Below are 25,329 nucleotides of genomic sequence, written 5' to 3'. Positions count from 1 at the left end.
CAATTCCCCTTCTTTCTTTTCATCCCAACAAAAAAACGAGCACTCACGAAGAGCGCCCGGTTGGTAAGACATACTATAAATCTATTTCACCTGTTCCTTGTTGATAAGACCTGAGTTTTGCAGCAATCGTTCGATCATTACGGCTACTTCCGCTCTAGTAATCGCTGCTTGCGGCGCCAGGCTTGCATCCATTCTGCCGGATACAATCCCCGAACTTACGGCGTCCGCTACTCCAGTGACAGCCCAGCTAGCGACTTGAGCGCCATCCTTGTACGCTGCTACAATGCTTGTACCGCTGCTGCCATCGGCTATGCCTTTCAAGCCGGTTAGCTTCATCGCTTTGGCCAGGATCAGCATGGCTTGCTCCCGCGTAATCGTGTCCTGCGGCCGGAACATGCCGTCCTGGAAGCCGCTAATTATACCATAGGCATAGGCAGTCTGCACAACGCTGCTATACCAGGCGCTTTGCTCCACATCCGTAAAGCTGCCTTGTGACGACTGGAGCTTCAAGCCTAGCGCACGTACGACTATCGCTGCAAACTCTGCACGAGTAATGTTGCGGTCTGGAGCAAATCGTCCATCGCTTACACCGTTAACAACAAGTCTTGCACCCATGTTATGAATGCTTTTGCTTGCCCAATGCGTGACTGCATCCTCGTAAGCAACTGTGTTCCACACGACCGAATATACACTGTTCGTCAAACTGTTAATGTGTGCATAATACTGGCCGTCTTTGCTTTCAACTTGAGTAGGAACGTGGCGAATGCTGCCATCCTCCTCAATGACAACTCCTGTTGTCATTTTCACAGGGTCAACGCCTTCAGGAACCATAATCGTACGCTGAACATACGCATTAAAGTTCATAATCTCAATCGTTGCATCCCCGTAGACAGCAGAGATCGTAAATTCTAATGGAGCTGCAACCATTGCCAAGCCATTTGCCTTTATTGCATTCTCTACATCTTTAACCGTCTTATGGCTTGGCTTGGCTATTTTGATAAGAAGTTTAACGTCCTTCAAGCTGCTTCCAGCCCCAAGCTTAGCCGCTAATGCTTCTATATCAATCTCCGTCGAAGGCAGCGTGTACGCACCATTTTCGTTGCGAATGACGATTTTAGCTTCATTATCCTCTAATGCCTTCATCAACTGTCCGTTCCATTCACCAATGACAACATCACTGCCTGAAGGGAACGGAATCGTAATGACCGCTTGCTTGCCTTCTGCTGCAAGACGCTCCATGATTTTGGCCTCATCGACAAGGATAGTGGCAACAAGCTTGCCATCGATTGTTTCTTTTTTCAGCGTACCCGCATTCTGAACTTGACCGTTCACGATGACCTCGACCGTATCATCTGCCGGTGTCGTTGGCACACTGATTGGCGTCGATCTAGGTGTCACTGAATAGTAAGGCAGTAGTTCGCTTTTCCCTACGCTATTGATCGCTCTTACCGTGAAGGAATAGGTTACGCCATTGGTCAAACCGTTTACTGTAATCGGACTGGCATTTCCAGTTGCTACAACATCGCCTTGCTCATTGATCACTTCATATCCTGTAATCTCGCTGCCGCCGTTGCTGGCTGGTGCTGTAAACGTCACTCTAGCCTGTTGATCTCCAGCAAGCACTCGCACATCCCTTGGCACTCCAGGCACAGTCATAGGAGTAACCCGGACTTCATTGGAGTAATCACTCAAGCCCCCAGGATTGCCCGCCTTCACCACAAAAGTATACTCCGTGCCATTCACCAAGCTATTCGCTGTATAACTAGCCGCAGTAACTGTATCGATCAACGAATATTGATTCTCGCCTGTCACCCGGTAAACCTGGTAGAACGTCGCTCCCTGAACCACATCCCAAGCCATGGTCATTTGAGCATTGCCGCTTGTCGCGGTGACTTGCTGCGGTTTGGCAGGCGGATCAGGCAATACGACTTTCTGTGTAAAAGCAAAGCTCGCATTCGTCATATTCGTCGCCGAAATCGTTACCGTCACCTTATACGTCGCTGCTGCCAAGCCTTCTTTTGCTTGAATGCTAAAGCTGGCAGATGCGCCTGGATGCAAGCTTGCATCAGGCTGTGTCACAACGAAATGATCCGCATCGCCACCGCTTAGCGTTATCGCCACATTCGCCAAAGCTCCCGTGCCGTTATTTTTGATGACGACCGTTTCAACTTCGCTTGAAGCATAACCTTGGGTTAGCTCCTTTGCTGTCAGATCAGAAATCGCTTCAACTGTGTACGTATGGCTTACCTTAACTTCAGCCCCGCGGCTCGTCGTGCTGGCAGTCTTCGTACCGTTGACGTTATTGTTCGTGTTCGTCACGACCACATAGTAATAGAAAGTTCCTGCTGTATTCGTTGGCACATCATACGTTGCACTGTTCGCTCCTGCAATAAGCGTGCCGCCTGTCGTGCTATTCGTCGTATTGCGGTACCACTGATAACTGAGCGTGCCTCCGTCTCCAGAAGTTGCTCCTACACTTAGACTCTTGCTGTTGCCTACATGGACCGATTCATCCGCAGGCTGCATGGTGATGCTTGGCGCTGCTGCATGTGCCAGAACAGTAACCTCGACTGCACGGGTTGCTGCAGTTGCTGTCTTGGTGCCATTGACGTTGTTGTTTGTATTCGTAACCACAACATAATAATAGAACGTACCTGCTGTATTCGTCGGTACTTCATAAGAGGCACTATCCGCTCCCGGAATAAGTGTGCCGCCTGTGTTGCTGCTCGCCGTATTGCGATACCACTGATAGCTTAGTGTACCTCCGTCTCCGGACATTGCAACTACACTTAGACTCTTGCTATCCCCTACGTTCATAACTTCATCAGATGGTTGTGTCATGATGCTTGGCGCTGCTGCATGCACGAGTACATTAACCTCTGCTGCATGACTTAATGTGCTTGCGGTTTTCGTACCGTTAACATTGTTGTTGATATTAATGACACCTACGTAGTAATAGAAAGTCCCTGCTGCATTAGTCGGCACATCATACGTTGCGCTGTTCGCGTCAACAATTGGAATGCCTCCCGTTGTGCTGTTCGTCGTGTTGCGGAACCATTGGTAGTTGAGTGTACCGCTGTCGCTTATGGTTGCCCCGACACTCAGCGTTACGTTAGCCCCTTTATCCACTGTTTCGTTAGAAGGCTGGGTTACAATGACAGGTGTAGCTGCATGAACAACGGAAACTACCGTGAAGCTAACCTGGAAGCTATGGCTGATGCCGCCATCTGCTGTAATTGTTACCGTCTCCGTATAGGTTCCTGGCGTCAGACCTGTCTTCGGGAACACTTGGAATACAGTGGATAGCACGCCGGCTCCCAGCGAATCCGAAAGCACTGTCCCTGTTGTGAAGCTGCTGCTTGCGCCTCCGCTAAAGCTTACAGCCAGATTGGAAATCGCCCCGCTTCCGACTTTCGTCAGCGTTATGCCTTTTTTGATGCCATTGACCTGTGAAGTCGTATAGCCTTCATTCAAAGAATTGAATGTAACGGTCCCCGTCTCCGATACCGTGAACGTCGTTGGATGAACCGTAAAGCTAATTTGAAGGCTCTCGCTGAGGCCGCCATCAGCGGTGATCGTTACCGTCTCCGTATGCGTTCCAGGCGACAAGCCTGTTACCGGACGAACCGTAAATGATGTTGACTGTACGCCAGCTCCAAGAGCATCCCCCTGCACAGTCCCAATCGTAAATTTGCTGCCGGCACCACCGCTTGCATGGACAGCCATATTCGAGATGGCTCCATTCCCGACTTTCGTTAACGTAATCGTCTCGCTAATCGTATTGGTTTCCGTTGCGGTATAACCTTCATTTAATGCCTCAAAAGCAATATTGTCTACTGGCGTTACGGTAAAAGTAGAGTTAACAGCTACACTAGCCGCATCGCTCACGGTTGTTGCCGTAGTTGCTCCAGTAGCGCTGGCATTCGTATTCGTTACCACGACATAATAATAGGTCAGGCCGGTTGTTCCTGTCGGCGGCGAATAAGTGGCGCTATTCGCTCCGGCAATCAGCGTGCCGCCGCTATTGCTGTTCGTGGTATTGCTAAACCACTGGTAGCTTAATGAGCCGCTATCGCTGACCGATGCTGATACAGTAAGCGTCGCAGTTCCATTTATGTTGACGTTCTGATTGGCAGGCTGTGTGTCAATGCTTGGCGCCGCTGCATCTACCAAAGGCAGCACAGTCAAGCTCGCGCCATTAGAGGTATCCGTCGAAGTAGCAGCTCCGCTGACGATGACTCTATACATGTAGCCATCCATCGACAATGGCACATTCGTGATGAACAAGGTATCAGTTGTCACACCGCTGTATAGGCCGTCATCCGTAAGATTGCTGTAACCCGAACCTGTGTCGACTTGCCACTGATAGGAAGTTGCATCGGTTGCTGTTACAGCAAAGCTTGCATTGTCTCCTGCGCTAATCGTTGAGTCAGCAGGATGATCTACAATGGCAACCGGGGTCTCAGGTGGTGAAGCAGAACCTATATCGTATAGATACAGCTGGTTAGTGATCAAGTTATAAAATCCAAACCCGGATTCATAACCGGAAAAAATATACGGAGCAAAAGTGTAATAGCCTGCAAAATAATCAATAACGGGATCGGTCCCTCTTTGCGTCCAATCCTTCAGTAGCGTTCCGTCTGAGCTGTAATGCTTGGTATACAGATGAGTAGTGGTTCCCACGGTAGAGGTATCGTAAACAAGAAACCCTCCGTCCTTCACAGGAAGGGCGCCTCCCGCAAGATCATCGTGTACCAGGCCAGAGGCAATGGAAGCTTGAACGGCACCTTGATTATCGATTATATCCATGGATATATTGGAGTTCGTCACATAAGATATGCCAAACTTTCCGCCAGACAGGCCAATGGCATAACTTCGAGCATTTGAAGGCTTGGGGGCTAAATAGAAGTGATGAACGCCATTCGTTAGTTTTCTCGTGCCGTCATTGTCATACATGGCGCCAATATAGTTGGAGTTTTGATAAATATCATACGTGATTAAAAACTGCCCTTGATCGTTAGCGGACAGGGAGTGGGTATATGTAGAATTGTGTGCGAAGTTATCTTGTCTCGTGCCGCCTTTTTCTACGGACTCCGGGTTAGTAATCGCATTGCCATGGGCATCAAAGATCCGGTACAAATACTCATCGCCTACGTTTTGCCACATGAACGCAATATCGCCATTGGATAGCTCTGTTGCGCCTGTATAGCAATTATAAGGCGCTGCAACCGTGCTAATATCAGTCGGCCCTTTGACAACGGTGCCATCTTCATCAATGATAGCAAATTGATAAGCACCGCCGCAGCCGTTGTTCGTACCTTCCCAAGTGATAACGGCCTTGCCATCGGCAATGGCATAAGCGGCGAACGTAGACACATTCGTCGCACGCGCTCCCATTAGCGCGCTGATATCAACATCCGATAGGACTGATCCTGCAGTACTGAACACCTTATACCATACTTTAAATGTCGTCCAATTATTATCCGTTACGCCATAGAGTACGCCTGTATTGCCTTCCGACAAACCAACGACGGACATGACTCCTTCATTAACCGTTGAATTCAAAATATTGTCGATGACAATCGGGGCATCATCACCCGTCGAGGCATGCAGCGTCACAGGGACGCTCATAAACAGCAATGTTAATAGTAGTAGATACGCTAAACCTTGTCTCATCCTTTTCCGCATCTTCAGTTCTCCTCTTAGTTAGTTAAAAGCGGTAACGATCTAGCAACTCTATTAAATGATTATTTTTGCTGTACTCCCCCTTGAAATGATGTACAAATACATAATTAATACCGACTTGTTGCTAATAATTCCGTAACAACTGATAATAAATATTTCTTTTTCTAATATTACTTCATCCCACTAAAATCGTATATAAAATTTCGACGCAATAAATTTAATTTTTTACAATGGAAAAAGGGGGGTGGAGAGAGCTGTTATTGAGAGGTTAAATACATTGAAAGGGACGCAATTAGGGGTTGTAGTTCTACTAAAGTTTATCGAACCTGCTTGATTTCCTCGCACTTGACATTCTATAAGATGCTGACGGACATGTTTTTACATATTATCTTCTACAATCACAATTTCGTTTCGGATACAATACTTTACAAATTCTCCGAGCATGGTTTGATAATCCCTAATATTCTTCTGTGTCGTATTCTTAGACCGTCTGCCATCGAGAAAATCCTGATAAGCAAACTATAACACCATAAAAAAGACTACCTCCTAGGAATTAGGAAGTAGTCTACACTCTAGACATTAGTTTTTTACGTAACCAGTTCTCACTGGAGCGGGAAACGGCTTACGCTGTTTCCGTCATGCAAAGGCTCAAGAACCTTACATCATGCCGCCCATACCGCCCATGCCGCCCATGTCAGGCATGCCAGCGCCGCCAGCGCCTTTTGGTTCTGGCTTGTCGGCAACAACTGCTTCAGTTGTCAGGAACATAGCCGCTACGGAAGCTGCGTTTTGCAGAGCGGAACGTGTTACTTTAGCAGGGTCAACGATACCCGCTTCGAACATGTTCACCCATGCGCCAGTAGCTGCGTTGTAGCCTACGCCGATTTTTTCGTTTTTCAGACGCTCAACGATGACGGAGCCTTCTTGGCCAGCGTTCGCTGCGATTGTGCGGATTGGCTCTTCCAGAGCGCGAAGAACGATGTTCACGCCAGTCGCCTCGTCGCCTTCTGCATTTACAGCCGCTACCGCTTTATATACGTTCACAAGAGCTGTGCCGCCGCCGGATACGATGCCTTCTTCCACTGCTGCGCGAGTGGAGTTCAGGGCGTCTTCAATGCGAAGCTTACGCTCTTTCAATTCAGTTTCAGTAGCTGCGCCGACTTTGATTACCGCTACGCCGCCAGCGAGTTTCGCCAGACGCTCTTGCAGCTTCTCTTTGTCGAAATCGGAAGTTGTTTCTTCCAATTGAGCTTTGATTTGATTCACACGAGCCAAGATATCAGCGGAGTTGCCAGCGCCGTCTACCACGATCGTGTTTTCTTTTGTGATGCGCACTTGACGTGCGGAGCCCAGTTGCTCAACAGCAGTCGATTTCAGCTCAAGGCCGAGCTCTTCTGTGATCACTTGGCCGCCAGTCAGAGCAGCGATGTCTTGCAGCATAGCTTTGCGGCGGTCACCGAAGCCAGGAGCTTTAACCGCTACACAAGTGAATGTGCCGCGCAGTTTGTTGACGATCAGCGTCGCTTGAGCTTCGCCTTCTACGTCTTCTGCGATGATCAGAAGCTGCTTGCCGGATTGAACCACTTTCTCCAGAACAGGCAGGATCTCTTGAATGTTGGAGATCTTTTTGTCTGTGATCAGGATGTAAGGATTATCAAGAATCGCTTCCATTTTATCCGTATCCGTGATCATGTAAGGGGACACATAGCCGCGGTCGAACTGCATGCCTTCAACCACTTCAAGCTCCGTATTGAAGCCTTTGGACTCCTCAACTGTAATAACGCCGTCGTTGCCGACTTTCTCCATCGCTTCAGCGATCAGTTGACCTACTTCTTCATCAGCGGACGAGATGGAAGCAACTTGAGCGATCGATTGTTTGCCTTCGATTGGCTTGGAGATAGCTTTCAGCTCTTCAACAGCAGCTTTAACAGCTTTCTCGATGCCTTTGCGGATAACCATAGGGTTAGCGCCAGCTGTAACGTTTTTCAGACCTTCGCGAATCATCGCTTGAGCCAGAACAGTCGCCGTAGTTGTACCGTCGCCTGCTACGTCGTTTGTTTTTGTTGCTACTTCTTTAACAAGCTGTGCACCCATGTTCTCGAATGCATCTTCCAGCTCGATTTCTTTTGCAATGGACACACCGTCATTAGTGATGAGCGGGCTACCGAATTTTTTCTCCAGAACGACGTTGCGTCCTTTTGGTCCAAGCGTAACTTTCACCGCATTTGCCAAAGCGTCAACCCCGCGGAGCATGGAACGGCGAGCGTCTTCGCTAAATTTGATTTCTTTAGCCATGTACAATTACCTCCCGAAATTTGGATTAAAGATTAAGTATGTGTACGCGAACTTATTCGAAAATCGCGTGAATGTCGCTTTCTTTCATAATCAAATATTCTTTGCCTTCATATTTGATTTCTGTGCCCGCATATTTGGAGAACAGAACGCGGTCGCCTTCTTTTACTTCCAATGCTACGCGAACGCCGTCTTTCAGCGTGCCGCTGCCCACTGCTACCACTTTGCCTTCTTGTGGCTTTTCCTTAGCCGTATCCGGCAGCACGATGCCGCTCGCAGTTGTTTCTTCCTTCGCGATTGGTTCGATCAATACGCGTTCACCCAAAGGTTTGATCATTGAAAATAGCCTCCTTCTAAATTTGTCGCTTATTGTAAATTCGTTAGCACTCATAAGCGTGTAGTGCTAACAACCATTTTTATCATACTTTTTTTTGCGATTGATTTCAAGTGCCTGGCTCTATTTTTGCACGATTTTTACACCCGTCTCATCACATGCTTGTCCGGCAAACCTCCAAGCCCGCTGCATCATTCCCCGTTATAGCGCAAGCCATGTAGGATAAAGTCCGTCAGATCTTCAGCGAGCGTCTCCACGTCCGGTTTCTTGTCCTCTCGAAGGAGCATCCAATACTCCTGATCCCGATGGAACAGCAAGGTTCCCGTTACCGACATGAATGCCGTATCAAGCGAACGGAAAGCAAAATACCCCTGCTTGCGTCCCTCCTCCATCCAATGTCTGAGCATCTGCCACATCGGCATGACATGCTCACGGATCTTTTGGATGCGCGGCGTATTCAGAATAATCTCCTGTTGAATAATACTAATCAGCTGCGGCTCCGAATGCCGGTACAGCGTCACTTCGTGTATGACCAGCTTAACCCCTTCAACGGGATGAAAGCTCGGATCGATAGCGGCGATTTTTTGATTCGGAAAAAAGTTCTCGAACAGCGCGCCGAATAAATTTTCTTTCCCGCCGAAATGATACGAGACAAGCGCCACATTGGCGCTTGCCTCCTCGCAAATTTGTCTGATCGTCGTGCCATCGAATCCTTGAAGCGCAAACAGCTTTTTGGCTGCAAGCAGAATCCGTTGTTTAATATCTTGTTCTTCGGCTAATGTCATAATCAACCTCCGATAATCATTGTCGCTTATTTATCTTTGCGCTGACTCGCTATCGCAACCTCCGGCTGGCGAACCGCCTGCCGGCCTTTCGCGAATACGGCAACCGCACTGATTGCAATAGCCGCCAAAGCAATGGCTACGAGCATTCCGGCATCAGAGCTTACGCCCGGACCGCCGAACAATATATTCATCGTCCCGTCAACCGCATACGTAGCTGGCAGCCACTCGCCAAGTCCGGTATAAAAGTTCGAGAGCAGCTCGCGCGGTACGATTGCACCCGAGGATACAAGCTGCGCCGACAGCAGCATAATGTTGAACAGCATGCCGGCCATGCCGAACAAGAACAGGAACATTTGGGATACGAACATAAAGGTTAGCAGGAACAGACATTGGAATCCCCACAGATACAAGAACCCATGATCGAGCTGGCCTCCCAAAGCTACGAGCAGCGCGGCGCCTACCAAGGAAACGAGAATAGAAGAAACAACATTGATGATCGCTCTTGTGCCGAACCGTCTCCATTTGCTAACACTGGCGGCTGTCGCCATCGACGATTGCTCCAGGTTCATCCCCATAATCATGGCTCCGACATAAGAAGCAAGCACCAGCATCATCGGCACCATCTGGTTGTTCATGCCTTCTACAACATTGGATGACTCGACAACGCCCTTAACCCGTTCAGCTAGCAGTGGCGCAGTCGATGCCGCCTGATCGACCGGCATCTGCATGCCGGTCAGCGTCTTCTGAATGCCCATCGTGACGGCTGTGCGATTCACTTCGGCCGTTATTTGAGATGCTGCGCTGCTCATCATGCTTTTGATCAGGGCAGGATTGGATTCATTCAAGTAATAGTGCAGATCTGCCTGCTCTCCAGGCTTGCCTGCTTGCTCACTGAAGCTTGCTGGAATATGCAGCACCATCTGAACCTCGCGTTCATTCAGATCGGCTCTCGCTTCCTCCAGGGACGTACTCTGAACGATATCGAATGGCAGCTGCTCCGCCAGATTGGCCGCAATCTGCTGCCCCATCGCCGTATCTTCATTCACAACCGCAATTCGGAGCTGATCCACACGATCCGTTACTCCATTATAACCTGTCATCCATATGACTGCGAAAATGATTTGGAACATAAAAGCCGTAATAATGCCTACCCATGTCGTAGGCCTCTTCATAAATGCTTGTATGGCTGTTTTCATGCTATCCACTCCTGTATCTTTATCTATTAAACATTTGTTTAAAACGTTTGTTTAAATTATGCTCCTCACCTGCAAATCTGTCAAGAACAAAAAAAGACCTGCCGTAATCACGACAGATCTTCTGTAAGCTATGCCGGGCTTCGCCCTGTTATTCTTCCTCGTCCCGCCACTTCGCATCCGCAATTTGCTGTTTCTTGTAGATCACGTCAGACATGAACAAGCTAAGCTCGTACAAAGCAATAAGCGGAATAACAACCAGGATATCCGATATAAAGTCCGGAGGCGTCACGACGACACCAATAACCGCCAAAATAAAATACGCGAGTCTGCGCATCTTGCGGAGCCGCTTCGGATTCAAGATCCGGATCGCAGTCAGGAACATAATCAGAAGAGGCAGCTCGAATAATAGCGAGATCGGGATCAGTATTCCGAACATAAAGGAGAAATATTGAACAATGCCATACGTTTCCTCCAGATTCAAATGCCCCGCGATCGTGCGGGTGAAGTTGAAGGCAAGCGGAAAAACGACAAAATAGGAAAATGCCAATCCAACCAGAAACATAATTAGTGCGAACGGCACATATTTCAACGTAGAACGCTGCTCATGAGGTCTTAATGCCGGCTTCACGTATGACCATAGCTGATAAGCTATGAACGGAAGCGTCACGATTAGCGCGATTACGAACGCAATCTTCATGTACATCCCAATGCCGTCCCATAGCGAGAACGTATGTAGACTTAATGTGTTGGCCGGCTTTTGGCTCATCAGGAAGTTATAAGCTGGCTCGGCAATGGCAATTCCCAGCACCAGGCTTAGCGTAAGCACAATCATGACATAGATAAGGCGCTTCCGCAGCTCTCCAAGATGCTCTAGCAGGGGCATCAGCCCTTCTTCACGTATCAGCTTTCTACGTGATATCGCAGCCTCATCGGTTCTCTCTTTCGTCATGCCAATTTACTGCTCCTTTCTACCCGGGCTTAAGCAAGAAAAAAGCGGACCCGTTTAATCCGGAAGCCGCTTATTTTCCTTCTCATTATGCTCCGACCGATTCGCTTCATTGCGATTTTTGTCCGAATCTCTGCGATCATTGTCGTCCATAATGTCACGAGCGCCGGATTTGAACTCACGAAGCGTCTTGCCGAAAGCACGTCCCAGCTCAGGCAGCTTGTTCGGTCCAAACAGCAATAGTGCAATCAACACTAAAAAAATAATACCCGTAGCGCCAATACCACCCATAGGTTAAACCTCCACATCTGAAAATTTTATTCTAGTATAGGTCATAAAATAAACTCATTCAACCTTGCCGCCTCTATCAGCGGCCAAGCAATCCGCCGTAACCCATGCTTACGATATCCTCCCGGACAATCCGGTCACCTGCCAATATCTTGGGCAGAAGTACATCGAAGGAGGTATATGGATCATGCATCACACAGCCGGGCAAGCCCATAATCGGCACTTCTCCTATGTAACCTATCAACAGCATCGATCCCGGGAGCATCGGTGTTCCGTAGCTCACAATATCCGCTCCAGCCGCCCCAATGGCGCCCGGTGTACGATCATCGGGATCTACCGACATACCGCCAGTTACCAGTATCATATCATACCCTTGGCTCAGCAAATAGTGTATTTCCTTGACAATTATTTGTCGATCATCCGGCGCGAACCGCTGCTCGGCCACCTCTGAGCCTAGCGCGCTCAGCTTCTCTGCAACAGCCGGACCGAATTTATCCTGTATTCTACCGTGATAGACTTCTCCGCCCGTCGTGAGCAGACCCGCTCTCAGCTTACGGAATGGACGAACTTGAAGCGGCGCTTTCCCATGCTGCCCCCTATACTCCGCAGCGATCCGTTCAACCTGCTCGACCTTCTCCTTCGCAACAACAAGCGGAATAGCCCGTGTCGCGGCAAGCGGACTGCCCTCCTTCACGACAGCATCCGTCTTCACCGTTGCCAGCGCAATTTCGCCAATTTCATTAATCGCCTCGACCACTTCCTTGGCAATATGCGTGATTCCCACGATTGGCGACTTTATGCTGACCTTCCCTTCATGAGGCTCAGTCAGAAGGAGCGATTCATCCGCAAGCGCCTGCGCCATGCGAATTGCGGCATCATCCTCATGCAGCTCCTCTTCATCCAGCTCCATGATATAGATATGCTCTTTGCCGATATCGAGCAGGCTAGGAATGTCCGCTTCCGTAATGGCATGTCCGCGTTGGAATAGCCTGCCCTTGAACTTGCCTGGGAGGATTTGGGTCAGGTCATGCGCTAGCCTGAGTCCAATCGCGTCCTGAACCCGCACTTCCTTCAGTTTTGTTTTCATACCGGAGGCGGCTATATCTGTATCGATAGATTTTTCTGTCTTTTTCATGCGTTATGGTCCCCATGCTGGCCCGATAGAATAGCAAGCGCGTGAGGCAGCTGATCCATGATCGCCATGAGACTCTCATGAACGCCTTTGGGACTGCCTGGTAGATTCACGATCAATGAGCTGCCGCGGATACCGCAGACGCCTCTGGACAGCATCGCTCGCCTCGTCTTATGCAGGGCGCCCATCCTCATCGCTTCAGCGAGGCCGGGAACTTCCCGGTCAATGACCTTAAGCGTCGCTTCCGGCGTAATATCACGCGGCGCCAGCCCCGTACCTCCCGTGGTCAACACCAGATCGGCCTGATAATATTCCGTCATCTCGATGATTGCCGCCATAATCTCGTCTTGTTCATCCGGCACAATCCGATAATCTACAATCACTCCGCCAAGCTCTTCCTCTACAAGCTCCCGGATAACCTGCGCGCTCGTATCCTCGCGCTCACCCCGCGAGCCTTTGTCGCTCGCCGTCAACAACGCAACCTTCCACTGCATATCCCGTTCCTCCCTCTCTATTTCGTTCAAGGGTATGCTTAGCGTCTATAATCCCCGCTCTTCCCCCCGGACTTTGCCATCAGCTGCGTCGGTCCGATAACCATGTCCTTCTGCAAGGCCTTGCACATATCGTATACCGTAAGCGCCGTAGCGGATACAGCCGTTAAAGCTTCCATCTCTACGCCGGTTTTCCCTTTTGTCTTCACTGTTGCTTCTATGTAAAGTTCATCTGATCCGTTGTCGCTAAAAGCAATATTTACACCCGTTAACGGGAGCGGATGGCACATGGGTATCCAATCCGATGTTTTTTTGGCCGCCATAATTCCAGCTACTTGAGCGACCGCCAGAACGTCGCCTTTGCCGATGCTGCCTTCCTTTATCCGCGCAAGCGTAGTATCCGCCATTCGTATGGTCGTCTGGGCAGTCGCTTCCCGCACCGTGATATCCTTCTCCGATATATCAACCATCTTAGCCCGTCCCTGATCGTTGAAATGGGTCAGCTCCATTCTTATCGCCCTTCCTCCATCGTTCGGCTATCGCCTGAATGTCGTCAATTCTCGTTCCGTTACAAGTCCATCCAGCCGCAAATCATGCGAATCGCTTGGTACGTGCTCCTTCAACACTTGCGCTTCGAATCCAGCGCCTATCCAGAGGGGCTTAGTACCCGCACCCGATACCGCTTCCGCAAACCGGTCGTAATAACCGCCGCCATAACCCAAACGGCCTCCAGTACGGTCAAAGGCCAGTCCAGGCACAATGACAACATCCGGCACCGTTCCCATCGGTAAGATGGGCGAGCGATCCGGGCCAGGCTCCATAATGCCGTAGGCTCCCGCTTCGAGCTGATTCCATTCCGTTACGGAATGAAGCTTCATGGAGCGATCAGCTTTCACACAGCGTGGCAGAAGCACTTCGATCTCCTTCTCCCAGCACCATTCTATGAATTCGTTTATATTCAATTCGCTTCTGAACGATACGTAAGCCATGACAGTTCGGCAAGAACGCTTCGCCAGCCACTGTGCCAGATGACGGCAAGCTAGGCTTGACCACTCTGCCCGGTGTTCTTCCGCCAGTCCATTGCGCATGTTCGAGAGCTTTGATCGGTAAGCTGATTTATCATGCCCCGCGTATTCCGTCGGCATTTGACTTCATCCATTCTTTCCTGTATGAACTAATCTTACATGTAGTGTACCATTGTTATACAACTTTCGCCAATGGTGGCGCCAGTTTGTGGTACACTAAAGGGTAATAATTGATGCCATTTAGGAGTGGAGGATTCATCATGTTGTTGCAAGTTTCCAATATTTCCAAAAGCTACGGCGTAACCGCCATATTATCACATATATCGATGCAAGTTTTGGAGAAAGAACGCATCGGGCTTGTCGGTGTCAACGGCGCGGGCAAGTCGACCTTGCTCAAAATAATTGCAGGAGAAATGTCGGCCGATTCCGGTGACATTCATAAGGCGAAGGAACTGCGCCTCGGCTATCTCGCCCAGAACAGCGGCTTACAGTCTGAACGTACTATTATAGAAGAGATGCGCGCGGTGTTCGCCCATCTGATCGAGGCCGAGCAGGAATTGCGTGAGCTTGAAGTCAAAATCGCTGACCCGGAGCTTCATAACGATGAGAAAAAGTATGCCGATGTGCTAGACCGCTATGCGCGCCGTTCCGACTGGTTCCGCGAGCAGGGAGGCTTCGAGATCAGCACCCGGATCAATAGCGTGCTGCACGGCATGGGGTTTGGAACATTTAACCTCGACACGCCTATATCCACGCTCAGCGGCGGACAGAAGACACGCCTTGCGCTAGCTCGCATCCTGCTGCAAGCACCTGATCTGCTTATGCTTGACGAGCCAACCAACTATCTCGATATCGAGACTTTAACATGGTTGGAATCGTATCTTCGCGGATATCCCGGCGCGATCGTTGTCGTCTCTCATGACCGTTATTTCCTGGATGCGCTTGTCGATACCATTATTGAGATCGAACGGCATTCCGCGAAGCGGTATACAGGCAACTACAGCCGCTACCTGGAGCTGAAGACCGCCGAATACGAAATTAATCTCAAGCATTTTGAGAAGCAGCAAGAAGAGATCGAGCGAATGGAGCAGTTCATTCAGCGGAATATCGTCAGAGCCTCCACAACCAAGCGTGCCCAGAGCAGACGCAAAGCGCTGGAGAAGATGGACCGCATGGACAGGCCTGCCGGCGAGCTGAAGAAGGCTCACTTCTCATTCGAGATCGAACGAATGACCGGCAAGGATGTTCTTACCGTCGATAACCTGTCGGTTACCTTCCCTGGTAAGAACGAAGCTCTGTTCCGCAACGTCAGATTCAACCTGACAAGAGGCGAGACAGTTGCCTTGATTGGTCCCAACGGAATTGGCAAGTCTACGCTGCTGAAGACACTTGTCGGCCAGCTTGAGCCTTCAACCGGCACCATCCAATTCGGCTCGCATGTCAAGCTAGGCTATTATGATCAGGAACATACGAGACTGAACGGACAAAATACGATTCTGGAAGAAGTGTGGGGCTTATATCCACATATGGAAGAAGCTCGGATTCGTACCGTATTAGGCAACTTTCTGTTCAGCGGCGAAGACGTGCTGAAGCGTATATCATCACTGAGCGGCGGAGAGAAAGCCCGTGTCTCGCTAGCCAAGCTGATGCTGGCTCAAGCCAATGTGCTAGTACTGGACGAGCCGACGAACCACCTGGATCTGTTCAGCAAGGAAGTACTGGAGTCAGCTCTGCTGGATTACGAAGGCACGCTCTTCTTCATTTCCCATGACCGTTATTTCCTGAACAAAATGTCCGACCGCATTGTCGAACTGGGGCCGAACGGCGTCGAGCATTTCCTGGGAAATTATGACGAAATGTTGGAGAAGAAACGCGAGCTTGAAGATGCAAGGCTCGAAGCGATTGCAGCACAAAGTAAAACCCAAAAGTCTGGCGAAGCAGCCGATAGCGCACCGGCAACCTCATATGAAGCTGAGAAACAAGCCAAGCGAGATGAGCGCAACCGTCAGCGCAAGGCAGAGCAGCTGGAAGCCGAGATCGCCACACTCGAAGAGAAGATTGGTGAATTGGAACAGCAGCTTACCGATCCGGAAGTGTTCAATAATTATATTCGCATTCAAGAACTCCAAGCTGAGATCGACGAGCTGAAGACGAAGCTAGCCGCTGCCTATGAGCAGTGGGAACAATATATGTAGCTGGACCGAAGGCGGCCTCATGATGGATTCATGAGGCCGCCTTCGTATGATCTCTTCTATTAATATTGCTCCATGCTGATCAAGCCCAAACGCTTTGCTTCTCTTATCGCCTCTGACCGCGATCGCACATTCAGCTTTTCGAAGATTTTGGTCAACTGGTATTCCACGTTCCGCTGGCTGACATGCAGCATCGCAGCCAGCTCCTTGTTGCTTACGCCAGCCGCGACTTCATGGAGGATCGTCATTTCCTTCTCGTTAATCGACACATCGTCAATGGACAGCTCCGAACGCGAGATCGCAACCTCATGCCTTCTGAGTTGCTTGAGAAGCGGTATCGGAATAACTGCCTCTCCCCGAAGCGCGCACCGAATGGAGTTGTGCAGTTGATCCCTGGATGCCGTCTTCGAGATAAAACCGGACACGCCTGACTCCACCAGAAGGTTGAAGTGCGTTCCGATTTCATAGCCGGAATAGATGATGACTTTCCGTTCAGGGTCAATCTGAATCAATCGTTTGGTCAACTCCAGGCCACTAATGCCCGGCATGTTCAAATCGCATAAGATAATGTCAAAAGGTTCGGAATGAACCTTATCCAGTGCTTCCAGCGCCGACAGCGCCACCGTTACTTTCATGTCGCTATCTTGCTCGATCATTGTTTTGGTTCCTTCGCCAACCGATGGATGATCGTCAACTAATAAGATACGAATCACGCGATATACCCCTCTCCGAAAGTCCGCTCGACACAATGATCGGCATCAGAATAATGACCTCGAGGCCTTTACCGCGTTCCGAATAGAAGGAGATGTCCCCTTCAAGGCTAGCCACACGCTCTTTAATCCCAGACAGGCCCATATGCTCAAACGTCTCTACCATATAATTCACATCCAGGCCGACTCCATCATCCTGATAGCGGAAGTAGATCGTACCCTCTCGCAGCTCCAGCTCAAGCTGAACGAGCTTGGCTCCGGCATGCTTGTCCGCATTGCGCAGCAGCTCCTGCACAATACGATAGATGGCCGTAATTTGCTCCTCGTCCATTTGTTCATGAATCGCCTTGGAGCGGAACTGCACCTCAAAGTTAACCCTCATCTGGGTATGCTCAATAATCGATTCAACCGCTTCAACTACACCCATTTCCTTCAGCAGCGGAGGACGAAGCTCATTGCATGTTTCCCTGATTTGATGAATGACATCAAGCAGCCCTTCCTTAATATCTTCAAGCTCCCGGCCAAGCTTATCCGAGATCGGATGATCCATCATGACAGATTCCAGCTTACGGTACCATAACAGCTGGTCCTGCAGCGCCGAATCATGCAAATCCGCCGCAAGCTTCCTTCTCTCATTCTCCGACAGGCAGAAGAGAAGGCGCAGCACCCACGGCGAAGTCGTATGCTCCTTGCGCACTTCAGACTCCAGGTCCTCAATCAATCCTTCAATTAAATACAGATTCTCGAATACGATGCTGGAGTAATTCGCCATCGTCTTCAGCCATCTAATCTCATCCGAGTTGAACCTGGTGTGGTTAGTCTTCAGACCAATCCACAGGATGTGGTACCGGGAACGCTGTCGTCCAATAATAAGGCCCAGCCCGTAAGGCAGATCGATCAGCTCGCCTAGCTTGAACGTATTCATCACGCTGAGCAGGAAGTCGGCAGTCACTCTTTCCTCATGGTCATCCCCCATCGGGAAGACGGCGTGTTCCGCCTGATCGACAATAAGGAATTTAATGCGGCTTACCGGAAGCAGCGAATCAATCTCTTGCTTCAATACCGCCTCCAGATCAGCCTGCTTCATCACGCGGGCAATGCTTCTGGAGAATCGGTCCAGACTGTCCTGATAGCTATACATCGCTTTGAACAGCTTCGGGCGGAAACGCTGGTCGATCTGTTCCTTGGCATACAGGAACAAGGTGATACCGATAAAGATTACCAAGAAAATTCCGATCCAATTCGTCCAATAAATGTCCGGTTTATCCATTAACACAGCAGAAATCAATAGCGTGATCACAATCGAAGGAATAAGCGAAAGCGCTGTGTAATATTTGAATCGCGTCAAAATAAAATCGATATCGAACAATTGGTTCGAGGTCGACAGGTAGAAGTAGACGACAGGCAATATAAACAAAAACAACGCCGTGAACGCCGGAGGCAGAATTTGGCCAGCGCCGAACATTTGCGGCAATAAGTTAAGCGTTGCAAACGGCGTGAACGCTACAAGATGCGACGTTAATGTAATCGTGAACAGAGATTTCAGCTTTGTGCGGCGATGCTTGATAAATTTCCCGATCAGCTTGAGTGCGCATATCAAATTACCCATTAAGACAATGGCACTATAAGTACCCTTAATGTACGTAAATACCTCTATCGAAAACAAATTTGTCCATATATAAATTAAGCTAAATAGACTCTGTGCCCCTACAATGGCGTAAAGCACAGCCAGCGTCTTATTCCCGATTAAATAATTCTCAAACCGCTTCAAGTAGATATTCATGAAGCTCATAAATATTAACGGTATATTAGGCAATACGACATAAATGATGGATATCCCTATCGGGTCTCGCAATATCGAGGCGGAGGAGCTGTAATAGGAAAGACCTATAGATAAAAAAAAGAGAATAAGCATGATAACAGCCGGGTCATGCCTTCTTTTCACGTAGAGAAAGACGGAAAACGCACAGAATATAATTAAGGATATTCCAGGTATATAGAGTTGAAGCAATAGTTCTAACGTGGAATGGTCTCCAGACCAGGCTTTGGAGAACGTGACAAGCTTCGTCGTATGATCACGATCTACAATGAGGACATTATCGGCGTATTCCAATGAATAATATTTCGTTACATTCTGAAATTCTTCAGCAGGACGGTTATTGACCTCTATAATCCGATCACCAATCTGCAGCCCCGTCATCTTGGCTTGCCCTTCCGGTTCAATGGATTCGATCGTATATCCATTAATCGGATCGTGGGTGAGAACGGCGCGAATAGAAGGCGCTCTTGTAATAACCAAGGTCAGATATAAGAGGAGTCCGATAAATACCGCCAGGAAGAAGGTTGTAGTGATGCGATTCAACAAAGTGGATTTCATACAACCTCTTCCTTTCAGCCAGTTAGTCCTTTAGTTCCAGATGAATGCGTATCCATTCTTTTCTTGTTTGTTGTTCATCTCATTAAGTAGAGCCTTTTGTTCTGCTGCGGAAACACCTGCTAGCTGAAGCTGTCCTCCCATAGCCAGTGACATCTTCTCTGTGCTGTTGACCAGTTGACGAATTGTTTCTTTCAACATTGAACTCCTCCGCCTCTCTACTAAATCTTATAGTATGTAGCTAGTACATTTATACTATAACAAGATTTAATAGGTTAGCCAACGCAAAACTCATTCGTATTTACCGAAATGGGTTTTGCGTGATTGTCGAAAAGTCTTATGCCGTCTGGCCTCCCGCCAGTTTCTGCATGAGCTTGTCCTTCCAAATCGCATCCGCTTGCAGCTCCGCAAGAAGCTCTTGAAACCGATTATAGTGCATACGGCTTACGACAGAACCGTATAATTCAACACCCGATTGCTCGCATGCCTGCAAAAATAATTCTTTTTTCCCGGTTACGTCATGCTTCGTTCCGCTGCCGTTGTAATAGTCCCTTATCCACCCGACTTGTTCATCGGGTCCTTCAAGCAGATACATCGTAAGCAGCGTCTGTTTGCGGTTCAGAAAATCGCTTTTTTCGTCCCACCGCAGCAAATCTCTGCAATCATTCCGAAGCTGGGCGGATATACCCAGCTCGGCCGCGTATTCCGCAACCGTCTCATTCCATGGTCGACCGGCAAGCAATACGCCCGCCATACAAGCCATGACGAGAAGCGATGCCGACTTGCCTCTCACCATCTGGAAGTAGCCTTCTTCTGTAAGAGTATCGTTCATCAAGTCCATCATTTGCCCGTTAGCAGACCGGATCAGCTGCGTATTCATCATCACAGCCAATTCGCCGCGCAATACCGGATCAGACGTGCTGTGCAGCAGCGCCTGCTGAGATAGCGTAACCAGCGATGTGGCAACGTGCAGAGCAACCGGCAGCGGAGCTTTCATCCATGGCTTCGATGGCGCATCTCCGTCTTCCAGATCATCCAGAATATCGGACGCCAGAATAAAGAGCTCGACCGCAGCGGCAGCCCCGTCAATATCGGCATCCTTGCCCTCGAACATATGATAATGAATGACGGCAAGCTCCCCGAACATCATTGTTTCTGCCAGCTTCTCTTCAATAAAGGAATAAGAGAAGTCGAGCAGCGGCTGCGCAGTAAACCACTGGGCGGCATACTGCTTCATCCGAAAGCCGACTTGCTCTTTCACGATTGACACGGTACATCCTCCGATCCATGCAATAATATTCCAATTATACTATGAATGCCGGATCGTTTCATCCTTAATTGACGGCTTCTTAATTCCCCCCTCGCTTCTCTTCATCAGGAGATGTGCAATCATCTCCATTCGTTTCTCCACTAGGCTCTTGCGCTCATTGGCCGGATCATTGCCGCGTTTGCCGAGATTCGTGGACTTAAACTTCAACACCTCCTGCATTGCTTACGGCGTAATGCATATATACAGCTTCCATGGTCAATCCGCCACCAGGAAGTTCTGCAATCAATTTTGTCGGGCTGTCACAAGCAACTAAACTCCCCTCCCTCATGACACCAACACGGTCGCAATGGTACTGAATCTCGGTCATATCATGCGATACGATGACGATGGTCTTGCCCTGCAATTTAAGTGAAGCCAGTATGGCCCAATATTCCTTCTTCGCCTGTGCATCCAAACCAGTTGTCGGTTCATCCAAAAAGACGATCGAAGGATCATTCACAACGGCGATCGCGAGTGTCGTGCGCTGCCGAAGTCCGCCGGATAACCGCCTTACAACTTTATCCTCATAAGGTATAAGTCCGAATTGCTTTAGAATGCCGTCGATGTTCTTCTTCTGATGATAGAACCCCTGGAACATGTCCAAGGCCTCCCGCACAGTAAGGCGATCCACAAGCGAAGTGCTTTGCGAAAATATATTGATATGCTCCTTCAGCTTGTCCCATTCCGTGCTCATATCGATGCCCATCACGTTTAATGCGCCTTCATCGAGAATCTGATTGCCGGATAACAGCTCAAGCAGCGTCGTCTTGCCTGCCCCGTTCTTGCCGATTAAACCGAATAGCTCGCCCTTCTTTACCTGAAAGGATACTTGCTTGATCGCATTATTCGTCCCATAGTGCTTGCTGACTGTGTCCACCTGAATAATCGCTTGCTTATCCATTCGGTCTGCCTCCGTAACTATTTTATTGATTCTACGATAGCGCATTCATAACGTGATTTCACCGAAAATCTCACTCGTAATTTACGCAAAACGATTGCGTTCCGAAATACCCAAAAAAGTTATGCACAGATCTATCCACAGACGTGAATAAATTGTTAGTTAATTCTGTCGAAATATATAACGAACCGTTATCCGAAAAATGTCGTTTTGGCGCCCCCCTGTTTCTTCGCAATAAAGAACGTGGATCGTTATCCACGTTATACACATTATCCACAGTGTATAAGTGAAAAAACTATCCACGTTTGCATCATTTATTTAGCGATTGTAAACCCGCATTATTGCACATATTTATTAAATTATTCACACTATTCTGTAGGTATGTGGATAACTTTGTGCACAATTCATTCATCCACAGCCTTTTTTGCTCCAAAATATCATTTTCGCCGTCCAATATACAAAAGATGAGTCGAACTGCCAAGCATGGACGGGTCCGTCGACCATTCTATAATCAGTTCCATCAGTTGATGATAGGTTTCTTCGCCCTGTCCTCGCCAATATTCGTATGCCTGATGGTCCAATGCGGATGCGAAGCAGTCTGTTCCGACCAGATTCAACGTCTCGAAGCCCTCTCCCTCCATCTGGGGAATGATGTGTTCGATCTGCTCGAAATATACACCGGTGAATCTTCCCGCATCACTATGGTTATATACCCCCGTCCGGGAGAATTCAATCAGCGCATCCATGCGATCATTCGGCTTCCACTGCATGGGATTACGGATCGACTGCTGCAGAAAGGCGATTCGCGGCATAAAAGCCGCACCTACGATGCCGCCCGGCTTGGTTACACGACGCAGCTCCCGAATGGCCTGAATTCTCTCTTCCTGTTCTTGCAGATGATATAGAGGCCCCATCATTATAGCTGCATCAAATGATTCATCCGCAAAACAATCCAGCGTGGTTGCGTTGCTGATGTGAAAGCCCGAGAATTGGCTAACTACCCCTGCCGCACTTGCCTTTTCCTGTGCTTCCGCAACAAAACGCGGAATCAGATCCGTCAGACCTACCCGATACCCCGACTTGGCAAGCTCAATGGCATACTTGCCCGGGCCCGAGCCGATATCGGCAATATGTCCGCCAGCTGGCAGATATCGCCGTAAGTAATGAAGGTTGACATAAAATTCAAGCGGCTCACGATCGAGCCGCCCCCATTCATCAAATGTTTCATAATAGTCCCGTACTGTCGTTCCCATCGGCCTTCAGCCTCCGCTTATTCGTTTGCCGTACGTTTCTCCTTCGCTCTGCCCCGCGCTCCAGCGGTCATAATCGCTTGGTTGCAGGCCGAGATATAGGCTTCTGCCGCCGCCAGAATAATATCCTTGTTCGCAGATGTTCCGCGATACCGTATCCCATTGTGGATAATGCTTACGACCGCTTCGCCATGCGCGTCTTCGCCGGTAGACAGCGAATGCAGCTCCAGATCCTCGAATTCCACCGATACCGGAATCGCCTGGCCGATCGCGTTAATGACCGCTTCCACTGGGCCAGCCCCCATTGCCATGTAGGACTTCTCTCCATTCTGCTCATGCTCGCGAATGGTAACCGTTGCGCTTCGCGAACGCTGCGTTCCAGCATGTACAAGCAGGTCGACAAGCGCAAATGGATCAGGCTGCGTCTTGGTCATCTCGCCTGCAATTCGGATCAGTTGATCATCCGTGACAATCTTCTGGCCATCCGCAACTTCCTTGAAGCGGCTATAGACGCTTTTGAATTGCTCCTCCGTCACTTCCACACCGAATTCAGCCAGACGATGCTTAATGGCATGGCTGCCGGAATGCTTGCCCAGAATAATCATGTTGCGGGAGATGCCCATCGCTTCCGGGTCCATGATTTCATACGTATTGCGGTTTTTCAGCAGGCCGTCCTGATGGATGCCCGACTCATGCTGGAAGGCATTACGCCCGACAATTGGTTTGTTGTACGCAATCGGGAAGTTCATCGTGCGGCTGACAAGACGCGATGTCTCATAGATCTCGCTGACATCCACATTCGTCTTCGCCTGCACCGCGTCCTTGCGCGTCTCGATCGCCATAACCAGCTCTTCCAGCGAGCAATTGCCTGCCCGCTCGCCGATGCCGTTCACGGTAACCTCGATTTGCGTCGCTCCTCCTTGAATCGCCGCAAGGCTGTTCGCTACGGCCAGACCCAGATCATTATGGCAGTGGGCGCTGTAGCGAACCGTCTCGCCGCCTCTTGCTTCCCGGCGAACGGCCTGGAACAGGTCGATAATCTCATTGGGCAATGCATAGCCAAGCGTATCCGGCAGATTGATAACTGTCGCCCCTTCAGCAATAACGGCTTCCACCAGCTGAATGACGAAGTCGCGTCCCGATCTTGTAGAATCCATCGCCGAGAATTCGATTTCGTCGACAAATTGCTTGCCGTAGGCCACCATCTCACGCGCAATCTGAACAACCTCGTCGCGCGACTTGCGCAGCTGATGATTCAAGTGGATGTCCGAAGAAGAGATGAACAGATGCAATCTGCGCTTCGCCGCATCTTGAGTCGCTTGCACCGCAGCATCGATATCCGCCTTGACAGCGCGTGCGAAGCCGGCAATCTCCACATTTTGCAATTCTCGGGAAATTTGCTGCACAGCAGCGAACTCGCCGGGACTGGATACAGCGAATCCAGGCTCAATCACATCAATGCCCAGCTTAGCCAGCTGTCTGGCAATAATAATCTTTCTCTCCGGCGCAATGGAAGCGCCTGGGGATTGTTCGCCATCTCTCAGTGTTGTATCGAAAATTTGTACATTCTTCATTGTGTTCGTCATGGGTATATCCTCCTAATGGGTATTGGATTTTGGGTAACAAAAAAGGCATGCCGTCTCGATGAAGAGACGACATGCCTTCGCATATGCCGTGGTACCACTCTACTTGGCAGCATCGCTACGGAACGCCGCTTGCATAGGATGTATGCTGCATGCGTTCGTGGACAACTGCCCGCTTGGAGCCGAGTGACGACGGCCAGCCGTAACGGAGTAATGGCTTCCTTCACCGTATGCCGGTGAAAGAGCTGTTCCCCCGTTCCGCTCCCAGGCGAGTTTCAAGTCAGGCATTCGGCTGCGTCGCACCATCCCGCAGCTCTCTGCTTGTTGCATGGCCTCCTCATCCGAGGCAGCTATGCTTCATATTCCTGCTCTGACTTTACTTGCTCCTGTTCATTGCGTTTCCTGCTATGAAAATGGTTGGTTAATGGTTCATCGCTTATACTTGCATCTACTTGCATCTTCCAGACAACAAGAAAAGCCTGTCGCCTCTATTCAAGAGACGACAGGCTATAATGACCCGCGCGGTACCACCCTTGTTGACTGTCACACGTTATGATTTCACAACGAGACATGCCCACCTTAGTCATAAGACCGGCTCCGGATGCCGATGCTTATGTACCCCGTTACGGAGGTTAACCGTAGCCATGTACGCAAGCTCGCCATCATCCGTTATTCGCACTCCGGCTGCTTCTTTCCATCGCTCCGCTCCCAGGTGAGCTTCGAACCCTTCTTCGGCTGCGTTGCACCATCCCGCAGCTCTCTGATTCCCGATTGGTTCTACTGTTCCTGTTCCCAGCGTTTCATCCATATGTGATTGAAGTATTGTTGCTTATTATATC

22 protein-coding genes are annotated in these 25,329 nt (G+C 49.5%); 1 reads left to right on the top strand and 21 read right to left on the bottom strand.

Annotation, left to right across the window (positions count from 1 at the left end; genetic code table 11):
• Window positions 1-81: 81 nt before the first annotated feature.
• The 11 genes from ACFVSO_RS07285 to ACFVSO_RS07235 form a co-directional block, all read right to left on the bottom strand.
• Entirely contained in the window at window positions 82-5,688 is a 5,607-nt protein-coding gene (locus ACFVSO_RS07285) for an S-layer homology domain-containing protein (RefSeq protein WP_387471597.1), read from the bottom strand.
• Window positions 5,689-6,342: 654 nt separating this feature from the next.
• Complete coding sequence (gene groL, locus ACFVSO_RS07280; RefSeq protein ID WP_387471595.1) at window positions 6,343-7,980, bottom strand: chaperonin GroEL; 1,638 nt, start codon at window positions 7,978-7,980, stop codon at window positions 6,343-6,345.
• Window positions 7,981-8,032: 52 nt separating this feature from the next.
• A complete protein-coding gene (gene groES / locus ACFVSO_RS07275) occupies window positions 8,033-8,314 on the bottom strand; it encodes a co-chaperone GroES (RefSeq protein WP_116048730.1) in 282 nt (93 codons plus the stop codon).
• 188 nt (window positions 8,315-8,502) lie between these two features.
• Window positions 8,503-9,096, bottom strand: a complete 594-nt coding sequence (locus ACFVSO_RS07270) for a TetR family transcriptional regulator (RefSeq protein ID WP_387471593.1) — start codon at window positions 9,094-9,096, stop codon at window positions 8,503-8,505.
• Window positions 9,097-9,122: 26 nt separating this feature from the next.
• Window positions 9,123-10,292 carry a YhgE/Pip domain-containing protein gene (locus tag ACFVSO_RS07265; protein ID WP_387471591.1) on the bottom strand — a complete coding sequence of 390 codons (1,170 nt, stop codon included), beginning with the start codon at window positions 10,290-10,292 and terminating at the stop codon, window positions 9,123-9,125.
• A gap of 148 nt (window positions 10,293-10,440) precedes the next feature.
• Complete coding sequence (gene tatC, locus ACFVSO_RS07260) at window positions 10,441-11,241, bottom strand: twin-arginine translocase subunit TatC (protein WP_387471589.1); 801 nt, start codon at window positions 11,239-11,241, stop codon at window positions 10,441-10,443.
• Window positions 11,242-11,295: 54 nt separating this feature from the next.
• Window positions 11,296-11,529, bottom strand: coding sequence for a twin-arginine translocase TatA/TatE family subunit (locus ACFVSO_RS07255; RefSeq protein ID WP_387471587.1), 234 nt, complete (start codon window positions 11,527-11,529; stop codon window positions 11,296-11,298).
• A gap of 76 nt (window positions 11,530-11,605) precedes the next feature.
• Entirely contained in the window at window positions 11,606-12,661 is a 1,056-nt protein-coding gene (locus ACFVSO_RS07250) for a molybdopterin-binding protein (RefSeq protein ID WP_387471585.1), read from the bottom strand.
• A complete protein-coding gene (locus tag ACFVSO_RS07245) occupies window positions 12,658-13,152 on the bottom strand; it encodes a MogA/MoaB family molybdenum cofactor biosynthesis protein (protein WP_119801088.1) in 495 nt (164 codons plus the stop codon). The genes ACFVSO_RS07250 and ACFVSO_RS07245 overlap by 4 nt, the downstream gene beginning before the upstream one ends.
• Before the next feature lie 38 nt (window positions 13,153-13,190).
• Window positions 13,191-13,658 (bottom strand): cyclic pyranopterin monophosphate synthase MoaC, encoded by a 468-nt coding sequence (moaC, locus tag ACFVSO_RS07240; protein WP_387471582.1) that lies wholly within the window; start codon window positions 13,656-13,658, stop codon window positions 13,191-13,193.
• Between the two features lie 27 nt (window positions 13,659-13,685).
• Entirely contained in the window at window positions 13,686-14,294 is a 609-nt protein-coding gene (locus tag ACFVSO_RS07235) for a 5-formyltetrahydrofolate cyclo-ligase (protein ID WP_387471580.1), read from the bottom strand.
• A gap of 140 nt (window positions 14,295-14,434) precedes the next feature.
• Between ACFVSO_RS07235 and ACFVSO_RS07230 the strand changes: the two genes are divergently transcribed.
• Window positions 14,435-16,369, top strand: coding sequence for an ABC-F family ATP-binding cassette domain-containing protein (locus ACFVSO_RS07230; protein ID WP_387471578.1), 1,935 nt, complete (start codon window positions 14,435-14,437; stop codon window positions 16,367-16,369).
• Window positions 16,370-16,428: 59 nt separating this feature from the next.
• On the opposite strand, the gene ACFVSO_RS07225 is transcribed toward ACFVSO_RS07230, so the two are convergent.
• From ACFVSO_RS07225 to ACFVSO_RS07180, 10 genes are all read right to left on the bottom strand, one after another.
• The gene (locus ACFVSO_RS07225; protein WP_387471576.1) at window positions 16,429-17,079 is read right to left on the bottom strand and encodes a response regulator transcription factor; all 651 of its coding nucleotides are present in this window, start codon (window positions 17,077-17,079) and stop codon (window positions 16,429-16,431) included.
• Window positions 17,057-19,453, bottom strand: coding sequence for an ATP-binding protein (locus ACFVSO_RS07220; protein ID WP_387471574.1), 2,397 nt, complete (start codon window positions 19,451-19,453; stop codon window positions 17,057-17,059). The genes ACFVSO_RS07225 and ACFVSO_RS07220 overlap by 23 nt, the downstream gene beginning before the upstream one ends.
• A gap of 30 nt (window positions 19,454-19,483) precedes the next feature.
• On the bottom strand, window positions 19,484-19,651 hold the full coding sequence (gene comX, locus ACFVSO_RS07215) for a competence pheromone ComX (protein ID WP_387471572.1): 168 nt from the start codon (window positions 19,649-19,651) through the stop codon (window positions 19,484-19,486).
• Between the two features lie 136 nt (window positions 19,652-19,787).
• Window positions 19,788-20,720 carry a polyprenyl synthetase family protein gene (locus ACFVSO_RS07210; protein WP_387471570.1) on the bottom strand — a complete coding sequence of 311 codons (933 nt, stop codon included), beginning with the start codon at window positions 20,718-20,720 and terminating at the stop codon, window positions 19,788-19,790.
• Between the two features lie 39 nt (window positions 20,721-20,759).
• On the bottom strand, window positions 20,760-20,927 hold the full coding sequence (locus tag ACFVSO_RS07205; RefSeq protein WP_387471568.1) for a hypothetical protein: 168 nt from the start codon (window positions 20,925-20,927) through the stop codon (window positions 20,760-20,762).
• Complete coding sequence (locus ACFVSO_RS07200) at window positions 20,917-21,660, bottom strand: ABC transporter ATP-binding protein (protein WP_387471566.1); 744 nt, start codon at window positions 21,658-21,660, stop codon at window positions 20,917-20,919. Before ACFVSO_RS07200 ends, ACFVSO_RS07205 begins: the two co-directional genes overlap by 11 nt.
• A gap of 434 nt (window positions 21,661-22,094) precedes the next feature.
• On the bottom strand, window positions 22,095-22,910 hold the full coding sequence (locus ACFVSO_RS07195) for a class I SAM-dependent methyltransferase (RefSeq protein ID WP_387471564.1): 816 nt from the start codon (window positions 22,908-22,910) through the stop codon (window positions 22,095-22,097).
• 17 nt (window positions 22,911-22,927) lie between these two features.
• Window positions 22,928-24,493 carry a 2-isopropylmalate synthase gene (locus ACFVSO_RS07190; RefSeq protein WP_387471562.1) on the bottom strand — a complete coding sequence of 522 codons (1,566 nt, stop codon included), beginning with the start codon at window positions 24,491-24,493 and terminating at the stop codon, window positions 22,928-22,930.
• Window positions 24,494-24,592: 99 nt separating this feature from the next.
• A complete protein-coding gene (locus ACFVSO_RS07185; RefSeq protein WP_387471560.1) occupies window positions 24,593-24,820 on the bottom strand; it encodes a hypothetical protein in 228 nt (75 codons plus the stop codon).
• Window positions 24,821-25,073: 253 nt separating this feature from the next.
• Window positions 25,074-25,298 (bottom strand): hypothetical protein, encoded by a 225-nt coding sequence (locus tag ACFVSO_RS07180; RefSeq protein WP_387471558.1) that lies wholly within the window; start codon window positions 25,296-25,298, stop codon window positions 25,074-25,076.
• Window positions 25,299-25,329 lie beyond the last annotated feature (31 nt).

Origin of the sequence: Paenibacillus sp. NPDC057967 (assembly GCF_042887015.1) — a bacterium.
Lineage (GTDB): Bacteria > Bacillota > Bacilli > Paenibacillales > Paenibacillaceae > Pristimantibacillus.
Note: the sequence above shows the minus strand (reverse complement) of the source record. Positions and strands in the feature narration are given on the sequence as shown.

Bases quoted from the DNA above. Each gene is read 5' to 3' on its own strand.
- ACFVSO_RS07235 (WP_387471580.1), bottom strand. From the start codon at position 14,294: ATGCCGACGGAATACGCGGGGCATGATAAATCAGCTTACCGATCAAAG.
- ACFVSO_RS07245 (WP_119801088.1), bottom strand. From the start codon at position 13,152: ATGCAGTGGAAGGTTGCGTTGTTGACGGCGAGCGACAAAGGCTCGCGG.
- tatC (WP_387471589.1), bottom strand. From the start codon at position 11,241: ATGACGAAAGAGAGAACCGATGAGGCTGCGATATCACGTAGAAAGCTG.
- groES (WP_116048730.1), bottom strand. From the start codon at position 8,314: ATGATCAAACCTTTGGGTGAACGCGTATTGATCGAACCAATCGCGAAG.
- ACFVSO_RS07270 (WP_387471593.1), bottom strand. From the start codon at position 9,096: ATGACATTAGCCGAAGAACAAGATATTAAACAACGGATTCTGCTTGCA.
- ACFVSO_RS07220 (WP_387471574.1), bottom strand. From the start codon at position 19,453: ATGAAATCCACTTTGTTGAATCGCATCACTACAACCTTCTTCCTGGCG.
- ACFVSO_RS07255 (WP_387471587.1), bottom strand. From the start codon at position 11,529: ATGGGTGGTATTGGCGCTACGGGTATTATTTTTTTAGTGTTGATTGCA.
- ACFVSO_RS07190 (WP_387471562.1), bottom strand. From the start codon at position 24,493: ATGACGAACACAATGAAGAATGTACAAATTTTCGATACAACACTGAGA.
- moaC (WP_387471582.1), bottom strand. From the start codon at position 13,658: ATGGAGCTGACCCATTTCAACGATCAGGGACGGGCTAAGATGGTTGAT.
- ACFVSO_RS07200 (WP_387471566.1), bottom strand. From the start codon at position 21,660: ATGGATAAGCAAGCGATTATTCAGGTGGACACAGTCAGCAAGCACTAT.
- ACFVSO_RS07250 (WP_387471585.1), bottom strand. From the start codon at position 12,661: ATGAAAAAGACAGAAAAATCTATCGATACAGATATAGCCGCCTCCGGT.
- groL (WP_387471595.1), bottom strand. From the start codon at position 7,980: ATGGCTAAAGAAATCAAATTTAGCGAAGACGCTCGCCGTTCCATGCTC.
- ACFVSO_RS07230 (WP_387471578.1), top strand. From the start codon at position 14,435: ATGTTGTTGCAAGTTTCCAATATTTCCAAAAGCTACGGCGTAACCGCC.
- comX (WP_387471572.1), bottom strand. From the start codon at position 19,651: ATGTTGAAAGAAACAATTCGTCAACTGGTCAACAGCACAGAGAAGATG.
- ACFVSO_RS07285 (WP_387471597.1), bottom strand. From the start codon at position 5,688: ATGCGGAAAAGGATGAGACAAGGTTTAGCGTATCTACTACTATTAACA.
- ACFVSO_RS07180 (WP_387471558.1), bottom strand. From the start codon at position 25,298: ATGGATGAAACGCTGGGAACAGGAACAGTAGAACCAATCGGGAATCAG.
- ACFVSO_RS07195 (WP_387471564.1), bottom strand. From the start codon at position 22,910: ATGGGAACGACAGTACGGGACTATTATGAAACATTTGATGAATGGGGG.
- ACFVSO_RS07265 (WP_387471591.1), bottom strand. From the start codon at position 10,292: ATGAAAACAGCCATACAAGCATTTATGAAGAGGCCTACGACATGGGTA.
- ACFVSO_RS07185 (WP_387471560.1), bottom strand. From the start codon at position 24,820: ATGCAACAAGCAGAGAGCTGCGGGATGGTGCGACGCAGCCGAATGCCT.